Genomic DNA, 17,107 nt, shown 5'->3' with positions numbered 1-17,107 from the left:
GAAGCGACAAACGTTTCGAGGCGTTCTTTTTATTCTTGGGTTTCTCCTTCGGTTTCGCCGCCGTCCTCTCCCGTGTCGGGCGCGGGTGGCGTAGGGCGTTCGCTTTCGGCGATTTTCACAGTGATTTGCATGTTTTTATAATAAACATTATCCCCAAACTTTGTTCCGAAAACGCCAACTTGTAATTTAGTATCTTTTATGGTGAGCGCTTTCCCCGTAATTTCGCACGCAACTTCCACTTTTTGATATTTTGAAGAGCCCGCAAAATCTTTTGTTTCAAGCAAATTCGATTTATCTTTGTTTTTGCCTATTCCCACAGAATATCGGGCGGAACAGCCTTGCAGTTCCATGCTTGCGATAATCGTGAATTTCATTTTCGGATTTGAGGTAGCAACCGAAAGCAAATATTGCAACTTGACACCGTCGGTATTACACCAACTGATTGTGGGGTCGCCGTAAACATTATACCAAGTGTACTTCGGGTCCTCTTCGTACCACACGGGCGTTTGATAAACGTAATCGTAGTCTATATCTTTGTAATACGGATACAGCACCGTCGAGCCGTCGCCCGAAAAACTACTGCTAATGCACGAGCCGTCCCAATCGAGAAGCTTTGCTCCCTCTCCGTTTTCGGCGGTGTAAAACCCGTCTAAAACGTAGCCCTCTTTATAGCGCGGGTCTATTTTAATCGAATCTTTGCCCGTAAAGGTATACTTATTGAGTTCCTCGTATTGCACCGAAAATTCGTATACCGTTTCTTTTGGTTTGTCGTTGCCGCTCGAAGAGTTTCCCGCGCACGAACCGACACAATCGAAAATAAAACATCCGCTGAGCGTAAACACGCACAAGCACATTGCCGTCAAACACAACAGTCTTAACCATTTTTTCATAATCTTTCCTCTTTAAAATAATTATATATAACAAATATATAACTATTATATATCAAGTCCCCCCCCCGTCAAGCGTATGAAGTAACTTTTACAATAATTGTTTTTTTGAGTTTTCACAGCAAAAAACGGCTTGCAACTTAAATGTTGCAAACCGTTTTTTTAATTATTGCGGCGTCGGTTCGACGCTTTTTTTATTCTTCCGTTGCTTCGCCTTCGTCCGTTAAAACTTCTTCCTCTTCGGGCTGAGCCACAGCCACGCAAACAACGCTTCCCTGCTGTTTCATTTTCATGATGCGAACGCCTTGCGTGTCGCGCCCTATTTTGCTTATTTCTTTGGCGCGCATACGGATAATCGTGCCGTTGTCGGCTATAATCATAACGTCGTCGTCGGGAGTAATCTGTTTTAAGTTCACAAGCCGACCCGTCTTTTTATTGAACACGCCCGCTTTAATTCCCTTGCCTGCGCGGCTCTGCAAGCGGTAGTCGTCGAGGTCGGTGCGTTTGCCGTAGCCGAGTTGCGACACTGTGAGAACTTCGCAACCCGATTTTACAACCGTCATATCCACAACGTAGTCGTCGGGGTTGAGCTTCATCGATTTAACGCCCTGCGTATCGCGCCCCATAAGACGCACGTCTTCCTCGCTGAACCTTATGCACTTGCCTTCGCTCGACGCCACAAGAATTTCGTCGCGTCCGCAAGTGAGCTGCACCGATATAAGCTCGTCGCCGTCCACAAGGTTGATTGCGATTTTGCCGACTTTACGGATAGACGCAAATTCGTCGAGCGCCGTCTTTTTGATTAAGCCGTTCTTTGTAGCCATTATAAGGTTACCGCGCATGTCCTCTTTTATGGGGATTATCGCGTTTACCTTTTCGCCTTCGCCGAGTTGCAACAAATTAACGATTGCCCTTCCTCTCGCCGTCTTTTCGGCTTCGGGCACTTCATACGCTTTAATGGAATAAACTTTGCCCAAATTCGTGAAGAACAGCACGTTGTCGTGCGTGCAAGTTACGAACATGTTCTCCACAAAATCCTCTTCTTTGGGACGGTGCGCCGTAACGCCTTTGCCGCCTCTGTGCTGGGCTTTATATTCCGTTGTGGGCAACCGTTTGATATATCCGAAGTGCGTCATCGATATTACAACGTCTTCGCGTTCGATTAAGTCGCCTATGTCGATTTCGTCGTAGTCTATGCACAGTTCGGTTTTTCTCGGGGTGTCGTATTTTTCTTTGATTTCTCCGAGTTCGTTTTTAACGATTTCTTCCACTCTGTGAGGGTTGGCTATAATGTTTTTAAGGTCGGCAATAGTCTCTTTGAGAGCGGCAAGCTCGGCTTTAAGATGCTCAACCTCGAGGCTTGTGAGGCGTTGCAAACGCATTTCCAAAATGGCGTTAGCTTGCTTATCCGAAAGAATAAACTCGCTCATAAGTTTTTCGCACGCTTCAACCTTATCGCGGCTCGCTTTGATTATAGCCACAACCTTATCGATATTGGCAAGCGCTTTAACCAAACCTTCGAGAATGTGAGCGCGCTCCTCCGCCTTTTCAAGGTCGTAACGCGTTCTTCTGAGCACGATTTCTTTTTGATGCTCCACATAATGATAGAGCATTTCTTTAAGATTGAGAATTTTGGGCTCGCCGTTCACAAGAGCAAGATACGTTATGCCGTTAGACGTTTGCAAATCGGTGTGCTTATACAAAGTGTTTAGCACCACTTGCGCCTGAGCGTCGCGCTTAACCTCTATTACTATGCGCATACCCTGACGGTCGCTTTCCTCTTTAATGTCGGAAATCCCCTCGATGCGCTTATCCTTAACGAGGTCGGCAATGGTTTTTATGAGTTCAGCTTTATTTACTTGATACGGCAGCTCGGTTACTATTATGCGTTGGCGCATTTGAGCGCTGCCGTCGCGCATAGGATATTCTTCGATTTCGGTTTTGGCGCGAATAACAACGCCGCCCTTGCCCGTGCGGTAAGCATGGCGCAAATTGGCGCGACCCATAATTATGCCGCCCGTAGGATAGTCGGGCGCGGGGATATACTGCATTAGCTCGTCCACCGTTATTTCGGGGTTGTCTATAAGGGCGCAAACGCCGTTTATAACCTCGCCCAAATTGTGCGGCGGAATGTTGGTTGCCATACCTACGGCTATACCGTCGGAACCGTTCACCAAAAGATTGGGGAAACGCGCGGGAAGCACTGTGGGCTGTTCGAGCGTGTCGTCGAAGTTGGGGTACCAGTCTACCGTCTCTTTGTCTATGTCGCGGAGCATTTCGCCCGCGATTTTACTAAGGCGCGCTTCGGTGTAACGTTGAGCCGCAGGGGGGTCGCCGTCTACCGAGCCGAAGTTGCCGTGCCCGTCTACGAGCGGGCAACGGATGGAGAAGTCTTGCGCCAAACGCACGAGCGCCATATACACCGCGCTGTCGCCGTGAGGGTGGTATTTGCCGAGCACGTCGCCCACTATACGGGCGCATTTGCGGTAAGGCTTATCCGAGAACAGGTTAAGCTCGCCCATAGAATAGAGTATGCGGCGGTGCACGGGTTTAAGTCCGTCGCGCACGTCGGGAATGGCACGCGACACGTTAACCGCCATAGCGTAGGCAATGAACGAGGTTTTCATTTCCTCTTCAAGCTGCACCTTAACTATTTTGGTGTTGTCAACGTGCTTTATTTCGTCGTCACTGAAATTACGTTTTTTCATAGTTCCTCACTTTTCTTTTTGTTGCATTGCGAGCAACACAAACTATATATCTAATTCTTTAACGAGTTTGGCGTTCTCTTCAATGAACTGTCTGCGAAGTTCGGGCATTTCGCCCATTAAAATGGTGAAAATTTCGTCGGCGGCAAAAGCGTCGTCCATAGTAACCTGCTTTAACGTGCGGAATTCGGGGCTCATGGTTGTGTGCCAAAGCTGTTCCGCGTTCATCTCTCCCAAACCTTTGTAGCGCTGAACTTCGCTGCCCTTTCTTCCCAACCTATCGAGCGTTTCGTTGAGCTCGCGGTCGGTGTAGCAATAATAATCGTTTTTGCCTTTGCTTACTTTATAAAGCGGCGGCATTGCGCTGTAAACGTGTCCTTTTTCTATGAGCGGGCGCATATAGCGGAAGAAGAACGTTAACAACAAAATCCGTATATGACTGCCGTCAACGTCGGCGTCGGTCATACAGATAATTTTATCGTAACGGAGCTTGCTTTCGTCGAACTCCTCGCCCACTCCGCAACCGAACGCGGTAATCATGGCTTTTATTTCGGCGTTTTCGAGCACTTTACCGAGACGCGCTTTTTCAACGTTTAGAATTTTACCTCTAAGCGGCAAAATAGCTTGGAATCTGCGGTCGCGCCCTTGCTTAGCCGTGCCGCCTGCGCTGTCGCCCTCCACGATATAAATCTCGCAATGCGCGGGGTCGCGGTCGGAACAGTCGGCGAGCTTGCCGGGAAGCGTGGTGGTTTCGAGCACTCCTTTGCGGCGGGTGAGCTCGCGAGCGTTTCGCGCCGCGTCGCGCGCGCGTTGCGCCGTGATGCACTTTAACACAAGTTCTTTCGCTTCTTTGGGATTTTCTTCGAGGTAGGTGCCGAGCCCGTCAACGAGCGCTTTTTCCACATAACCGCGCATTTCGCTGTTGCCGAGTTTCGTTTTAGTCTGACCCTCGAACTGCGGCTCGGTGAGTTTTACGCTTATTATGGCGGTTAGTCCCTCGCGCACGTCGTCGCCCGTGAGTTTTTCTTCCTCTTTAATAACCTTTTGCTCGTGAGCATAGTCGTTTATAACCTTTGTGAGCGCGTTTTTAAAGCCCACAAGGTGGGTGCCGCCCTCTTCGGTGTTTATGTTGTTCGCATACGAATACAGCACTTCGTTGTAGCTGTCGTTGTATTGCATTGCGATTTCAACCGTGTTATCTTTATACGTTTTTTCAATGTAAAGCGACTGCGGGAAAAGCGTTTCTTTACTGCGGTTGAGGTAATCCACAAAGTCGAGAATACCGCCCTCATATTTGAAGGTTTCCTGCTTTTCTCTTCCCGGACGGTTGTCTATAAGCTGAATGGAGAGCCCGCGATTAAGATACGCAACCTCGCGCATGCGGGTGCGAATCAAATCGTAGGTAAATTCGATAGTTTCGAAAATTTCGTCATCGGGGAAAAACGTTACTTTTGTGCCCGTGCGGTCGGTTCTGCCGATTTCCGCCAAAGCGCGTTGAGGCACGCCGCGATTGTAACGCTGGCGATACATCTTTCCGTTTTTGTAAACTTCCACTTCAAGCCATTCGCTGAGCGCGTTAACAACGCTGAGACCCACGCCGTGCAAGCCGCCCGACACTTTATATCCCCCGCCGCCGAACTTGCCGCCCGCATGGAGCTTTGTGAGCACCACTTGCACCGAGCTGACTTTTTCTTTGGGGTGGATGTCTACGGGTATGCCGCGGCCGTTGTCGGTTACAGCGACCGCACCTTCGGGAGTGAGCTCGACTATAATCGTGTCGCAATATCCCGCAAGCGCTTCGTCTACGCTGTTGTCCACTATCTCCACTATAAGATGATGAAGTCCGCGTTCGTCGGTACTGCCTATATACATACCGGGACGCTTGCGCACGGGTTCAAGACCTTCGAGCACCTGAATTTCGCTACTGTCGTAATGTGTGTCTACTTTCCTTGCCATTGTGTCCGTTTTCTCCTTTCCTTTCTCGAATGAGCTAAGGCAAACCTTTGCAACGGTTGTATTTTAATTATACCATATTTACGCCGAAAAATAAAGCGTTTTAGCCCTTTTGCCTGTGAAAATTTCGGTCGAATTTTAGACACACGCCGTCTCGCGCCCTTAAAAGGGGCTATAAGGCGCAAAAAAGAACAATTCGGCTCGATTATGCGAACCGAGCCGATATATTTCTTAAAATATTCGATTTATGCGCTTTTTTTAAGATTGCCGCGTCGGGCTTTCGCTCAATACTTCCGGCTTCGCGCTACGCCGTATTTGTTTTCAATATTTACACTTTTCGCAACAAAATTCACAACGTTCCATATTGTAATTTCAACTGAATACATATTTACAACCTTCAAGTATAAAGCTCCGAAATATAAACAACGCACCGAAAACGCAAATCCAAACAATAAAAGCCACGCCTATTGTAACCCAACCGTCGTCTTTACGCCAATCGTCTATCGGCGTGATAAATTCACTACTACCCGCAAACTCAAAAACGTCTATCCCGAAATTAAACAGAATATACGGAATAATTAAGCCCAAGCACAAAATATCGTAACTTATAATCATGCCGACTGTGCTGTCTATGTTTTTTAACAGCCACGCCACAAACGAAAACAGTACCGTAGCGGCAAAAGCTATAAGCTCATGGAACAAGAAAAAGATAATTCCGTTCCAATTCCAACCGTCGTAAAATTTCGAGGGGATAAGCGAAATAATGGGACGCGCCCCGAATAAAATTACAATAATTCCGTTAAAAGCAATAACAAAGCCCAATCTAACGCCCGTGCAGTGCGATATAGTTATCGATAAAAAAGCCGTTCCCGTACATATGCCGCTGCACAATAAGCACAAACAAAGTATATTCAACATGCGTATTACCGTAAGAACTATTTCTTTTTTGCGCGCTATACGGGCATTTTCTTCCTGTTCCGCTTTTTTTCGCTCTTCGTTTCGTAACCGTTCTTCTTCTATACGCACCCGTTCTTTTTCTTCTTCTTGTAATCTGAGAATTTCTTCACGCGCGGCTTCGGTTGCGATTTTTCTTTTATATGCTTTTTCCGCAACTTTCTTAAAACCTTTTATGTCGGTTGCCGATACAAATTTGCGTTTATTCTTACCCGCAAATCTTTTTCTTTTTTGCGCTCGTTTCGCTTTTTTTAAACATTCGGCTACTTCTTTTTCGGAATACGGCAAAATAAATTGTTTGTCGTAACCGTCGACATTATTGCTTTTATTTTCCAAAATAGCAAAGTAATTTTTATAATAAAAAGTACTCGCCTGCGACTTTTCGACATGCTTTCCGAGTTCTTCCGCCGACCATAACAATTCGTCATCTTTCACCACAGTCGTTGCGGTAAAATCGGCATATAATTTAACCTGTTTTTCTGTCATTTGTGTTCCTCGCGTTTTATTGTATCACAAAATCCTGTCTTTGTACATAAAAAAGACAAGCTTTACGGTGTATTTTATAGGGTTAAAAGCGAGGAAAGATAGCACATTCGTTCCTTACAAAAAGATGTCTCGACAAGCTCGACATGACATTGTAGAACGGTAAATTTCGATTTACCGATGCAAATGCGAAAAAAGTATAGCCTGTTATACTTCGCTTGCGAAGATAGCTGGCTATTTGTTTAACCGCAAAAAAGAACAATTCGGCTCGATTATGCGAATTGCTCTTTTTCGATTTTTTAAATTTTTCGCCCCATACGGAAGATTGCCGCGTCGGGCTTCGCCCTCCTCGCAATGACATCGTGATGTAACGCTCGGCTAAGGACAACGTGCTACTGTATTCGTTTTGATTGTCGTTGCGAGCGTTAGCGAAGCAATCTCCTGCATAAAGCAATTAACGCGGCGGCTTTCGCTCAATACTTCCAGCTTCGCGCATCACGAATATAGTGTTTATAGAGAAATACTGTTATTTGTTTTACAAAGATTTACCGAGTTCGTACGCTTTATTTAAATAATCGGTTTTTTGTAAATCTTCTACCGTAGCGCAATCCAAGCCTATAACCGTTCCCGCATTTTTCCATTCCAAAAAATTGCATATTCCTTTAAATGTCTGTAATGCGCCGAGCGCGGATTCGTCGGTATCGTCCGCCATAGTAAGCAATAACACGGCTTTTTTATTGTTATGCAACGCCGCGTCGTTGGCATAGAACCTGTCGATTACCGCTTTTATCTGCGCGCTTATTGTATAGTAGTAGATAGGCGAAACAAAGGCTATAACGTCCGCCGACAAAAGTTCGGGATTGAGTTCTTCCATTGCGTCTTTGAATACGCACCCTTTGTCGGTGTTATGACATCTTTCGCAAGCAATACAAGGATGCACCTGCTTTTCGGCGGCATCGAAACGTATTACTTCGTATCCTTTTTCTTTTGCGCCTTTAATAAACTGTTCGGCAAGATGAGCCGACGTTCCGTTTTTGTGCGGACTTCCCGTAATCACCAATACTTTCATGACAATCTCCTTTTAAATTAAGCATATCTTTCTATAATTCAGTATAAAAATATTCAGAACTGTTGTCAATTATTTCTTCGAAAATTGCGCCGATTTAAAAGCAAAAACTTTTCGACATATCGCCGAAAAGTTTTTTTAATCGCTCGAAAATGCAAAGCGTTTTTGCGAAAATAATTATTCGTATTCCACAACGTCTATCCACGAATGCAGAAGCTCTTTTTCTTCGGGCTTTTGCTTAACCGACTGGCTCGCCGCGACTATGGGCAACCACTTTAAAACGTATTGCTTTGCGGTGTCGCTCTTGTCGCAGAACAGCTTCAAATATTTTTCGGCAACGTCTTTTTTATCCGCAAGACAGAACAAAAGATAGGTGCGAGCAACGTCGGCGGACGCGTTGCCTTGCGTCGCGTGAGCCCAGTCTATAATGTAGGCGTCGCCCGACGACGTGATTATAACGTTCGAGGGGTTAAAGTCGCCGTGACACAACTTTGTGTGCTTGGGCATGCTTTCAAGCCTAACGTTGAGCTCGTAGCGCACGGTAGCCGAAAAGTCGGTTTCGCTTATCTTGCGCATCATTTTATCTTTGAGCTTGTTTAAAAGCGGCACTCTTTTTTCGTGAACGCTTATTTGCAAGTCTACGAATTTTTCAAGATATTCGTCCGCTTTTTTGGGGTTCTCTTCTATGAGCGACGCGAGAGTCTTGCCCTCGACGTAGTCCATAACAATCGCCCAACGCCCGTCTTCGAGGCAGGTAACGTCGCAGATTTTGGGAATTTTAAGCCCCGATTCTTCTACGCGAGCTTGATTGAGCGCTTCGTTGAGAACGTCCGATTTATGTTTATCTTTGGAAAAAACCTTTATAACCTTGTCGCCGTCGCGGTAAACGGTTTTGTCGGGGCGTTGCGCCATAACTTTGTCTAACTTCATAATTTTTCCTCCTTATTTTTTAGCGCCGTAGTAGGCGTTCAAATACATTTGTTTGATTTCGCTCATAAGCGGATAGCGGGGGTTCGCGCCCGTGCATTGGTCGTCGAACGCAAGTTCGGTCATTTCGTCGAGAGTGGCAAGGAACGCTTTTTCGTCTACGCCGTATTCGGCAATCGTCTTTTTAATGCCAACTTTGGCTTTGAGCGCTTCGATAGCCGCGATAAGGCTTTCGAACTTTTCGGAATCGGTTTTGCCTTCGAGCCCCAAGAACGACGCGATTTCGGCATATCTTTTGAGAGTATGCGGGTAGCCGTATTGCGAGAAAGTTCCCATCTTTTTGGGTTGCTCGCTTGCGTTAAACCGCATAACTTCGGTTATGAGCAAAGCGTTCGCTATGCCGTGCGCAATGTGGTGGTACGCGCCGAGTTTGTGCGCCATAGAGTGGCAAACGCCCAAGAACGCGTTTGCAAACGCAATGCCCGCCATAGTGCTCGCGTCAGCCATTTTCTCGCGCGCAACCGCGTCGGCGGCTCCTTTTTCGTAAGCGGTGGGAAGATTTTCGAATATGAGTTTGAGCGCAACAAGAGCCTGACCGTCGGTGTACGGCGTTGCGAGCATACTCGCGTAAGCTTCGAGCGCGTGAGTCATTGCGTCGATACCCGAAGCGGAAGTAAGCCCTTTGGGCATGTTCATCATAAGGTCGGAATCTATAATGGCAACGTTAGGCAAAAGCTCGTAGTCGGCAAGCGGATATTTTATGTTGGTGCTCTCGTCGGTTATAACCGCAAACGGAGTAACCTCGCTGCCCGTGCCCGCCGAAGTGGGAACGGCGATAAACGTGGCTTTTTCGCCCATTTTGGGGAAAGTGTAAACGCGCTTGCGAATATCCACGAAACGCATTGCCATATCCATAAAGTCGGCGTCGGGGTGCTCGTAGAGAACCCACATGATTTTGCCCGCGTCCATAGCGGAGCCGCCGCCGAGCGCTATAATGCAATCGGGCTCGAACGCGCGCATAGCTTCGGCGCCCTCTTTCGCGCAGCCGAGCGTGGGGTCGGGCAACACTTTAAAGAAAGTGGTGTGAACTATTCCCATTTCGTCGAGCTTATCGGTTATGCCTTTTGTGTAGCCGTTCTTATACAAAAATTCGTCGGTAACTATAAAGCAACGTTTTTTGCCCATAACGTGCTTTAATTCGTCGAGCGCCACAGGCAGGCACCCTTTTTTATGGTATACTTTAGCGGGCAACCTGAGCCACAGCATATTTTCTCTCCTTTCCGCAACGGTTTTAATGTTTATTAAATGTTTAACGCCTACGTTCTCCGAAACGGAGTTTCCGCCCCACGAACCGCAGCCCAATGTGAGCGACGGCGCGAGTTTAAAGTTATAAAGGTCGCCTATTCCGCCCTGACTCGACGGAGTGTTCACGAGTATGCGGCAAGTTTTCATTCTTGCGGCAAACGCGGCAATTTTGTCTTTTTCTTGCTGCTCGTTCACATAAAGCGACGAAGTATGTCCGTATCCGCCGTCGGCAACGAGCTGAGCGGCTTTGTCGAGCGCGTCGGCAAAGTCTTTGGCGCGGTACATGGCAAGCACGGGGCTGAGTTTTTCGTGCGCAAATTCCTCTTCGAGCGCAACGCTTTCAACCTCTCCTATTATTATCTTGGTGTCTTGCGGCACTTTAACGCCCGCAAGCGCCGCTATTGTATGAGCGGACTGCCCCACTATTTTGGCGTTTAACGCGCCGTTTATGAGTATCGTTTTGCGCACTTTCTCGCACTCTTCGGCGCTGAGAATGTGGCAACCGCGCGCCTTAAATTCTTTTTTGACGGCGTTGTAAACTTTATCGAGCACAATAACCGACTGCTCGGACGCGCAAATCATGCCGTTGTCGAAAGTCTTACTGTGAATAATCGAGTTCACCGCAATGTTTATGTTCGCCGTGTCGTCGATAATTGCGGGAGTGTTGCCCGCGCCCACGCCAACTGCGGGCTTTCCGGACGAATACGCCGCTTTAACCATGCCCGGTCCGCCCGTAGCAAGAATAATATCCGCACTCTTCATGAGCGTGTTCGTCATGTCGAGCGAGGGAACGTCTATCCACGAAATAATCCCTTCGGGAGCGCCCGCCGCAACAGCCGCGTCGAGCACAACTTTTGCCGCCGCAATAGTGCAGTTTTTGGCACGGGGATGCGGGCTTATGATTATGCCGTTGCGCGTTTTCAAGCAAATGAGCGCTTTGAAAATCGCGGTGCTCGTGGGGTTGGTTGTGGGAATAACCGCCGCCACAACGCCGATAGGCTCGGCAATTTTCTTTGTTCCGAAAGCGGGGTCTTCTTCTATAACGCCGCACGTTTTCGTGTTTTTATAGGCGTTATAAATGTATTCGGCGGCATAGTGGTTTTTAATAACCTTATCTTCCACAACGCCCATGCCCGTTTCTTCCACAGCCATTTTGGCGAGCGGAATGCGCATTTTGTTTGCCGCCGACGCCGCCGCAAGAAAGATTTTGTCAACTTGCTCTTGCGAGAACGTGGCAAACTCTTTTTGCGCAGCCTGCACTTGCTCTATGCGGGCAAGCAGGCTTTCAACGCTGTCTACGATAGCAGTTTTTTCCATTTGTTTATGTCTCCTTAAAATTTAATACTTTTTTGCTGTTCTATGTTTACGATTGCCGCGTCGCCTTTCGGCTATTCGCAATAACGTTATGAAAGCGGCAAATCATTCTTTGCGCAAAGTGTCTTCGAGTTTTTTGCCGAGCACCGCGAGCGACGCCGCAAGGTCTTCGTACTTTACGGCAACTTCTTCGGGCATGCTGAGATGCACGGGCGCAAAATTCCAAATAGCTCTTATTCCGCTTTGCGCCATAGTGTCGGCAACGTTTTGAGCAACGCTTTTGGGCACTGTTATTATTCCCATTTTAATATTCAGTCTTTTAACCGTTTTTGGCAACGCCTCGTATTCAAGCACAGCTATGCCGTTTATTTTTTTACCTATTACGGCGGCGTTAGTGTCGAAAGCCGCAACAATATTCAAACCGTAATTTTTAAAGCCCTCGTATTTTAAGAGCGTGCTCCCCAAGCTCCCTACCCCGCACAAAACGGCGTCGTGCGTGTTGCAAAGCCCCAAAAAGCTCTCTATCCCCTCGATAAGCTCTTTAACGCGGAACCCGAGTTTGGGTTTGCCCGACTCTGCGGAAACAAGCGCGAGGTCTTTGCGCACCTGCACAGGATTGAGTCGCAGTTCGTCGGCTATGGCGGTGCTCGACACGTTTTCGTCGCCCGCTTTTAATTTGTCTCGCAGAAATCGCAGATATACCGGTAACCGCGAAATCGTCGCCTTAGACGCAACCGCGTCCGCCTTAACTTCAATCATAGCTCTCCGCAATCGATAAATTATTATCGATTTATATTATATTCCCTATTCAAAAATTTGTCAACCGTTTTATTCGGCTTTTTGGTTGCAAATAGCCTTGCAATAACGATAAAGGAGCGAGGCACTTTTTTACTGTGCCCCGCCCCTTTTAAAACCCCATACTGCAACGACAAAGGCTGCGCCCTTGACCGCTTTTTTAGGTTAAGATTCATAAATTAGTAGCAAATTGTGAAATTGCAAGCAATCGCACCCATACGCCCATAATGTTCCTTTCGTTAAGCCGAAACATTACGGAAGCGGAGGCGGGGGCGGAGGAGGAGGCGGAAGAGGAATTGAATTTTCCCAAGTATACCGCTCGTCGCCCTCTTGCTCGTCTTTTTGCTCGCCTATCGATATGGTTATAGAACCGTCGGAATTTTCGGTTACGCGAACGTAAATATACACTTCGTTATAGTCGTCGTCGTAAGTATTGAACGCCATTGCGTAAGTTTCGCCCGAATAGTAACTGCAAGAATAATTATATGTGGCTGTGTTCTCGTTTTCAGTAATTTTAAGAGTGATTGTATCGCCCCAATCATAGCTTTTCACGTCGATTACAGCCGTTTTTGTATCCGATTCATACGTTTTGGCGTATTTGGAAATATTTACGGCAGCAACGGGCGTCGCCGTTTTGGGCGCTACCTCCGAAAGCGTGCTATATACAATCAAGTTATCGCCGTCTTTACGAATATACCTTGTTCCAGCAATTACATCGCTCATTGCAATTAAAGTTTCCCCGTTGTCGGCAATGCGGAAACCGCTATGCAACAGCGTGTATTTTTTTACGCCGTTTGCGGTAAATTCCGAAAAACTCAAACGCAATTTCGTTTCGCCGTTGTAATTAGTAAACTTGTCAACGGTGTAAATAGTTTCGCCATTTCGGAAAGTACCTACGGGTTCTTCCAATTCTTCAATTTCTACGGGCGTGAGCGCTAACGTGTCGCTCCCCGTCGTGAACGTTACCGTAATGTTTCCGTCCGCCTTTGCAAAAACGAGCGTCCCCTGAACGGGCGACAGCCAATCGGGATATTCGAGCGAAATAGTCGCGCCGCTTTCGGTGCTTTCTATGTTAGTTACCGAATATCTTACGCCGTTATAGTCAATCGCCGAAGCTCCCGCTATTTGCACCACGCCGCCGTCGGGCGTTTTGTAAGCGTTCGACAAAGCCATATATTCGAAAATATCTTCGTTGAAATATATTATTTCGCCAAACACGGAAAGACCCAAAGGTTGTTTATAATAGTAAACAAACATATTCGTCGCTTCGTCTTGTATCAAAAGCACTAATTGCGTTTTGGTTTTCACCGTGTCGGTAAAAACAATTTGCGGATTCCAATTCCTTTCTTCGTTTTCGTGCTTAACGCCGTTTTTGTCGGTATACGTTTCGGTTATTCTGCCGTCGGCATGAAGCGTTGTGCGAACCAAAAGCCCTTCGCCGAAACCGTTGTTGCTTACATACGTCCCCACAGCCGCCTGAACTGCCGAGTCGGAAACAAAACTGCAAATAACGTCTCCGCTTTCGCCGTCGTATAAAAACATATTGCCCGCGTCGTCGAGAGTGAAAAACCTGTCTATGTTTTCGCCGTCGTACACAACAAGCGAAAAACCGTATCTTTCAAGATAACTCGCGGTAAGCGCGGTAAAAGTTCCTTTGCTTTCGCCCCTGTCGTATATTGCGTATGTTCCCGAAGAAGTTATTTCGAGCATTTGCGTGCCGTTTGTGTGGGTGGAAACGACAAACTCGGATATTATTTCGGAAGTTGTGAAAACCCACTGTTCCGCCGAATACACGTCTACCGCCACAACGGTGGTTTCGTTATAAAAAGCGATTACATAAGTCGTGCCGTTTGCCTCGAAAGAAACGGTAACGAGACCAAGCCCCTCGTTAAAAATTAGGCGCGGCGTTATTTGCCAAACTTCTTCGCCCAACTTATACGAACCCGTGAAATCGGCGTTTATTGTAATTTCCGCTCTCCGCCCGTTCACGAACGACGCGAAAACGCCTTCGTAAAGTTCGAGAGTTTCCTCTTTAACCGCAAACGCGCGCACTCCGCTTTTATATAACAGCGCAACGGAATCGTTGTATTGCACCAAAAAGTATTCCGCGTTGTTCGAATCCACAAACCGCAAAGCAAGCGCGTCGTTATACACAGCGTTTCGCACGCCCGTTGCCGCTTCGCCGTTTACCGTAACGGAGCTTTCGCCAACAGTTATCGAGGTGTCGCCCGAAAGCCAGGTGCCCGCAAGAGCGCCGTCGGCGTAAGACACCGCCACAAACTGCTTAGCCGAATCGGTAGAATAAAGTTTGTAGTCGCCGAAAGCGTTGAGCCCAAGCATAAGATTATAATCGACGCCGCTCGCGCTGAACGAAATACTTCCGTCCTCTTCCGACAACGTGTATTGCACCGCCGCGCCGCCGTCGAGCGCAACGGTTTTATCTTGCGTATTTATAACGTAAGTCTTTTCGCCGTCGAACCAAGTACCCGCCGCCAAAAAGTCGGAATAAACGTAGCTTCCGAAATTCGAATAGGCGTAAGACACAAGTTCGCCGTCAACATAGCGCACAACGTCCAAAGAATTCTCGTTGTTTTCGGCATACACGAGTGCGGGAATATAAGCGTTCGTGTTGGCGGAGCTGCCGTAAAACATTGCCGTTATTCCTCTGCCGTTTACCGTTCTGCTAATTTCGCCGTCTACATACACCGTAAATTTGGTGTAGTAGCAACCCACTTCGGTATTCTCCACCGTGTCTACGGTATAAGCGCCGTCAACCACCAAATACAAGTTTGTAGTTTGCGACGTGGAAACGTAAGAACCCGCGAAAATGTCGGTTTTGGGCGTCCATTCTTTTGCGAGCGCCCATTTGCCGTCTTTTTTCTCGAACATGTAAAGATAGCCTATAAAATCGGGCTCGCCCTCTTTTATCAACTCCTTTTCAATCATAAAAGCGTATTCGGTTGTGCCGTCGGTGTAGGCATGAACATGCGCTGCATAGTCAACATATTCGCCCCACCAACTGTCGTAATATTTTTCGTAGTTCACGCGCGAGCCCGTGTAAGTAAGCGTTTTCGTGCCCGTCGCCCTGCTCTCGGTGTAAAGCGCGCCGTTTGCTGTAAATTCAAGTTCGGAATTTCCGCCCGCAAAAACACCTTGAAGCGCCTCGTTAGAAACTTCTATCGTGCTCAATTCGGCGTTAAAATCGAGTTCGAAAAGAACGGAAAAATGCAAGCCGTCGTCGTCGAACAATTCGCCTTGAACGTGCGAGCCGTAAGGCGCCGAGCTTTCTTCCCCGTTCACGCTTAGCGTTACTTGCGACGGAAGCTCGTCCCGCTCAGCTTTAAGCGCCGGAGTTTCTCCGCCAACGTCCCAAACTGCGGCGGGAAGCCCGAGCGCCGCGAACGCATCGAGGTTGAAAACCCCGTCGCATTCGGTTTCGGACTTGCTGCCCTCTACGGCTACGGAAGTGCCAACCATACATTTGAACACGTCGTCGTATTTCATAAGGTCGAAACCGAGCGCGCCCGCGATGCCGCCCGCAGTTTCGCCTTCTATTTTCGATTTGCCGAACACAAACGCGCGGAAGATTGCCGAGCCCGCTTCTTTATTGCCCGCAACGCCGCCCGCGCTTTCGCCCGCGCGAACATTGCCGCTAAATCCGCAATTTTGAACGAGCGCGTTCTCACCGAGAACGCCCGCAACGCCGCCTGCGCTACGTTCGGCGGAAACGTTCGAGGTAACAACGCTGTTTAAAATAGCGCCGTTACTTTCGCCCGCGATACCGCCCGCTATAAGCCCCGTAACCGAAACGGAAGAATTAACGTATTCCATTCTGCCGCCGAAAACTCCCGCAATGCCGCCCGCAATGCCGCGCGAAGCGGCAACGCTTCCGCTTGCGCTTACGTCGGATATAACGGCACCGTCGGCAATGCTCGCTATAAGCCCCGCGTTTTCCGCGTCGGAAGTAATTTCGCCGCTAACAGTAAGGTTTTTTACTGTTCCGCCAAGCGTTCCGAAAAGCGGAGCAATTAGCGACAGCGTTTTGTTTCCGCCGTCGTATATTCCCGTAAAATTTTTCACAGGTTCTCCAAGCGCTGAAACTATGTTCGCGGTTTGAATATAGTTTGCCGAAACAAATTCGCTCGCGCCCGCCTCTATATACTCGCTCATAAGTTCGAGCTCTTCCGCAGTGTCGATTGTAAACGGACTTGCCGCCGTTCCCTCGCCGCCGAGCACAGACGTGTAGCGCGCGGTTAGAGTTATATCCTGCGTTACTTTTTCGGTAAAGGTATATTCGGCGTCGCCCAAGTACCACCCGTTAAACGTCCAGCCTATTCTTTCGGGGTCGGCGGGCTTTACCGCAGTTTCTCCGTCCTTCACCGTTTGGGGTTCAATGCTTCCCCCCCCCGCGATTTGGAACGTTACCGTATGTTCGCTTGCAGGCTTTTTTTCGCCCGTGCATGCCGCAACTCCTACCGCCGCAAGCGCAATCACCATCGCAATCAACGCTATTCTTAGCTTCTTCATGTAACCTCCGTAAAAAAATCCGCGCGCAAAAGCCTTCGTTTTTTAAGCGCCCTTGCTCGCGGGTTATTTTTATTGTGTGTTATTATATCATATAAAATTTAATATGTCAACAATTTGTTGCGGAGGCGCAACGGAGCTCTTTTCGGTCGCAAAAGACTTTGGGCGAAAACACCTTCGGCTTTTTGGTCGCA

The 17,107-nt window shown here is 47.9% G+C and carries 9 protein-coding genes; all 9 read right to left on the bottom strand.

The window, feature by feature from the left end; translation table 11 throughout:
• Positions 1-29 precede the first annotated feature (29 nt).
• Positions 30-890, bottom strand: coding sequence for a hypothetical protein (locus tag NFR62_RS06310; protein WP_251616200.1), 861 nt, complete (start codon positions 888-890; stop codon positions 30-32).
• A gap of 191 nt (positions 891-1,081) precedes the next feature.
• Complete coding sequence (gyrA, locus tag NFR62_RS06305; RefSeq protein WP_251616199.1) at positions 1,082-3,595, bottom strand: DNA gyrase subunit A; 2,514 nt, start codon at positions 3,593-3,595, stop codon at positions 1,082-1,084.
• 42 nt (positions 3,596-3,637) lie between these two features.
• The gene (gyrB, locus tag NFR62_RS06300) at positions 3,638-5,548 is read right to left on the bottom strand and encodes a DNA topoisomerase (ATP-hydrolyzing) subunit B (RefSeq protein ID WP_251616198.1); all 1,911 of its coding nucleotides are present in this window, start codon (positions 5,546-5,548) and stop codon (positions 3,638-3,640) included.
• Between the two features lie 369 nt (positions 5,549-5,917).
• The gene (locus NFR62_RS06295) at positions 5,918-6,985 is read right to left on the bottom strand and encodes a hypothetical protein (protein WP_251616197.1); all 1,068 of its coding nucleotides are present in this window, start codon (positions 6,983-6,985) and stop codon (positions 5,918-5,920) included.
• A gap of 532 nt (positions 6,986-7,517) precedes the next feature.
• Positions 7,518-8,051, bottom strand: coding sequence for a flavodoxin family protein (locus NFR62_RS06290; RefSeq protein ID WP_251616196.1), 534 nt, complete (start codon positions 8,049-8,051; stop codon positions 7,518-7,520).
• 174 nt (positions 8,052-8,225) lie between these two features.
• Positions 8,226-8,978 (bottom strand): phosphotransferase family protein, encoded by a 753-nt coding sequence (locus NFR62_RS06285; RefSeq protein ID WP_251616193.1) that lies wholly within the window; start codon positions 8,976-8,978, stop codon positions 8,226-8,228.
• Between the two features lie 12 nt (positions 8,979-8,990).
• Positions 8,991-11,597 carry a bifunctional acetaldehyde-CoA/alcohol dehydrogenase gene (gene adhE / locus NFR62_RS06280; protein WP_251616191.1) on the bottom strand — a complete coding sequence of 869 codons (2,607 nt, stop codon included), beginning with the start codon at positions 11,595-11,597 and terminating at the stop codon, positions 8,991-8,993.
• 102 nt (positions 11,598-11,699) lie between these two features.
• Positions 11,700-12,353, bottom strand: coding sequence for a redox-sensing transcriptional repressor Rex (locus tag NFR62_RS06275; RefSeq protein ID WP_251616190.1), 654 nt, complete (start codon positions 12,351-12,353; stop codon positions 11,700-11,702).
• A gap of 288 nt (positions 12,354-12,641) precedes the next feature.
• Positions 12,642-16,916, bottom strand: coding sequence for an InlB B-repeat-containing protein (locus NFR62_RS06270; RefSeq protein WP_251616189.1), 4,275 nt, complete (start codon positions 16,914-16,916; stop codon positions 12,642-12,644).
• Between the last annotated feature and the right edge of the window lie 191 nt (positions 16,917-17,107).

The organism is Pumilibacter muris (genome assembly GCF_943193045.1).
GTDB lineage: Bacteria > Bacillota > Clostridia > Christensenellales > Pumilibacteraceae > Pumilibacter > Pumilibacter muris.
This window is presented reverse-complemented; position numbering and strand designations above follow the sequence as displayed.

Bases quoted from the DNA above. Each gene is read 5' to 3' on its own strand.
- NFR62_RS06310 (WP_251616200.1), bottom strand. From the start codon at position 890: ATGAAAAAATGGTTAAGACTGTTGTGTTTGACGGCAATGTGCTTGTGC.
- gyrA (WP_251616199.1), bottom strand. From the start codon at position 3,595: ATGAAAAAACGTAATTTCAGTGACGACGAAATAAAGCACGTTGACAAC.
- gyrB (WP_251616198.1), bottom strand. From the start codon at position 5,548: ATGGCAAGGAAAGTAGACACACATTACGACAGTAGCGAAATTCAGGTG.
- NFR62_RS06295 (WP_251616197.1), bottom strand. From the start codon at position 6,985: ATGACAGAAAAACAGGTTAAATTATATGCCGATTTTACCGCAACGACT.
- NFR62_RS06290 (WP_251616196.1), bottom strand. From the start codon at position 8,051: ATGAAAGTATTGGTGATTACGGGAAGTCCGCACAAAAACGGAACGTCG.
- NFR62_RS06285 (WP_251616193.1), bottom strand. From the start codon at position 8,978: ATGAAGTTAGACAAAGTTATGGCGCAACGCCCCGACAAAACCGTTTAC.
- adhE (WP_251616191.1), bottom strand. From the start codon at position 11,597: ATGGAAAAAACTGCTATCGTAGACAGCGTTGAAAGCCTGCTTGCCCGC.
- NFR62_RS06275 (WP_251616190.1), bottom strand. From the start codon at position 12,353: ATGATTGAAGTTAAGGCGGACGCGGTTGCGTCTAAGGCGACGATTTCG.
- NFR62_RS06270 (WP_251616189.1), bottom strand. From the start codon at position 16,916: ATGAAGAAGCTAAGAATAGCGTTGATTGCGATGGTGATTGCGCTTGCG.